The 2,710-nt window shown below is 73.8% G+C and carries 3 protein-coding genes; all 3 read right to left on the bottom strand.

Annotated features, from left to right (window positions below; all coding sequences use genetic code 11):
• Positions 1-958 (bottom strand): ABC transporter ATP-binding protein (locus tag DQW85_RS11445; protein ID WP_162794903.1); only part of this gene is annotated, 958 nt, incomplete at its 3' end.
• Positions 955-1,794 (bottom strand): ABC transporter permease, encoded by an 840-nt coding sequence (locus DQW85_RS11440; protein ID WP_113700322.1) that lies wholly within the window; start codon positions 1,792-1,794, stop codon positions 955-957. The genes DQW85_RS11440 and DQW85_RS11445, both read right to left, overlap by 4 nt.
• Complete coding sequence (locus DQW85_RS11435) at positions 1,791-2,708, bottom strand: ABC transporter permease (protein ID WP_113700321.1); 918 nt, start codon at positions 2,706-2,708, stop codon at positions 1,791-1,793. The genes DQW85_RS11440 and DQW85_RS11435 overlap by 4 nt, the downstream gene beginning before the upstream one ends.
• Between the last annotated feature and the right edge of the window lie 2 nt (positions 2,709-2,710).

Below are 2,710 nucleotides of genomic sequence, written 5' to 3'. Positions count from 1 at the left end.
CGTGCTCGGCCCGCAGGCAGCGCGACAGGTGACCGTCGCCGACGGCGGCCATGGGCGGGGCCGCCTCCGCGCACTCGGCGATGGCCAGCGCGCACCTGTCGTGGAAGCGGCAGCCGGAGGGCCGCCCGCCGGGCGCCGGAGCGCGGCCGGGAATGCCGGTGAGCGCGCGCTCCTCGGTGACGCTGGGGATCGCGGCGATGAGAGCCCGCGTGTAGGGGTGGGAGGGGGCGGCGAAGACCTCCTCCTTGGGGCCGATCTCGACGATCTGCCCGGCGTACATCACCGCGACGCGATGGGCGAGTTCGGCGACCACGGCCAGGTCGTGGGTGACGTACACCGCGGCGACGCCGTGGCGGGCGCACAGGTCGCGGACCGTGGCCAGCACGTGCGCCTGGGTGGTCACGTCCAGGCCGGTGGTCGGCTCGTCGAGCACGAGCACCTTGGGCCGGGGCGCGAAGGCCATGGCGATGGCGACCCGCTGCAACTGCCCGCCGGAGAGCTGGTGCGGGTAGCGGCGCAGGAACTCGTCCGTCGTGGGCAGCGCCACGTCCTCCAGCGCCTCGCGGACCCGGGCGAGCCGGTCGGCGCGGCGGCCCGCGCCGTGCACGTCGAGAGCCTCCCGGATCTGGTAGCCGATCCGCAGCACCGGGTTGAGCGAGGCCGCCGGGTCCTGCGGCACGTAGGCGACGACGGAGCCGCGCCGCCTGCGGGCGGCGGCGGGGGACTGGCTCAGCATGTCCTCGCCGTCGATCCGGGCGGCGCCCGCGGCGATGCTCGCCCCCTTGCGGGTGTGCGCGAGCAGCGCCGTGCCGACCGTGGTCTTGCCGCTGCCCGACTCGCCGACCAGCGCCAGCACCTCACCGGGGAAGACCTCGAAGGCGACGCCGTCGACCACGTCCGGGCCGCCGTGGTCCAGCTCCACGCGGAGCGCCTCGACCGAGCAGCGGGCGGCGGTCACGACGTCGCTCCGGAGCCCCGCGTGCCCGCGGCGGCCCGCCTGCCGTTGCCGGCCGCGGCGGGCGCGATTCCGTCGGCGACGAGGTTGGTGCCGATGGTGAGCAGCGCGATCGCGATCGTCGGCGACAGGATCGCCCAGGGCTGGACGAGCAGCGCGAGCCGGTTCTGGTTGATCATCATGCCCCAGTCCACCGCCCGAGGGTCCGACACGAATCCGAGGAAGCCGATCGAGGCGACCAGCCCGATCGAGTACGTGAGCCGCAGCCCCGCCTCGGCCAGCAGCGGGCCGGACATGTTGGGCAGCAGTTCGGAGAACAGGATGCGGGTGCGCCGCTCGCCGAGCGCCTCGGCCGACTGGACGAACTCGCGCGTGGCCAGGGTCGTCGTCATTCCCCTGGCCAGCCGGGCCACCCTGGGCGCGTGCGAGACCCCGACCACCAGGACGACCAGCCACGGCTCGGGGCCCACCGTCGCGAGGAGCACGAGGGCGAGCACGATCTGCGGGAAGGCCAGCACCACGTCGTTCAACCGCATGATCACCTCGTCGGGCCAGCCTCGGGCGTACCCGGCGACCATGCCGACGACGATGCCGAGGACCATGCCGAGCAGCGTGGCCAGCGTGGCGGTGATCAGGACGGACCGCCCGCCGTACAGGAAGCGGGTCCACACGTCCTGGCCCAGGTAGTCGGCGCCGAGCAGGGCCGCCCCGCCGGGCGGCGCGTACGGTCTCCCGACGATCTCGGTGGGGTCGTACGGCGCGATCAGCGGCCCGGCCAGGGCGAGGGCCGCCACGGCGACGGTGAGGAACAGCCCCACCCAGGTGCGCGACGTCCTCATCTGGTCGCCGTCCTCAGTCGCGGGGTCACCAGGATCGTGAGGGCGTCGGCGATCAGGTTCACCACGACGTAGATCGCGGCGATGAGCAGCGCCAGCGCCTGGATGACCGGGATATCGCGGTTGCGTACCGCGTCCACGAGGCTCACGCCGATGCCCGGGTACTGGAACAGGTACTCGACGACGACCACGCCGCCCGCCAGCCAGGCGAGCTGGAGCGCCGTCACCTGGATGCCGGGCACGATCGCGTTGGACAGCGCGTGGCGGCGCACCGCCAGCCGTTCGGGCACGCCCTTGAGCCGGGCCATCTCCACGTAGTCGCTCTCCAGGACCTCGATCAGCGAGGCCCGCAGGATGCGGCTGACGTACGGCACCACGGCCAGCGCCAGGGTCGCCACGGGAAGGATCATCGACAGCGGATCCGCCCACGGCGGCGCGCCGGACACCGACGCCGACATGGAGACCGAGGGCAGCCACCTGAACACCGTGGTGGAGAACATCGCGACCAGCAGGATTCCGATCACGAACTCCGGCAGCGCCGCGACCGCGAGCATGCCCACCTGGACCGCGTGGTCCGTCACCCGGCCGTGCCGCCGCGCCGCCACGAGCGCGAGCAGGAACGCCAGCGGGATGATCAGCACCGCGGAGACGGCCACGAGGACCGAGCTGTTCGCCACCCGGGCGCCGATGAGCGTGCTCACCGGCTCCTGCGCGGCCAGTGACGTGCCCAGGTCGCCGCGCAGCAGGCCGCCCAGCCACGACAGGTAGCGCTCCAGCGGCGGCTGGTCGAGGTGGAGCCGCTCGCGCAGCGCGGCCAGGCGGTCCGGCGTGGCCGAGCGGCCGAGGATGGCGCGGGCCGGGTCGCCCAGCGCCTGGGTCGTCACGAACACCAGGACGGAGATCAGCCAGAGCGTCAGGG

This window comes from Nonomuraea lactucae, from assembly GCF_003313395.1.
GTDB classification, from domain to species: domain Bacteria; phylum Actinomycetota; class Actinomycetes; order Streptosporangiales; family Streptosporangiaceae; genus Nonomuraea; species Nonomuraea lactucae.
The sequence above is the reverse complement of the archived record's forward strand: the minus strand, read 5'-3'. Positions and strand labels throughout refer to the sequence as shown.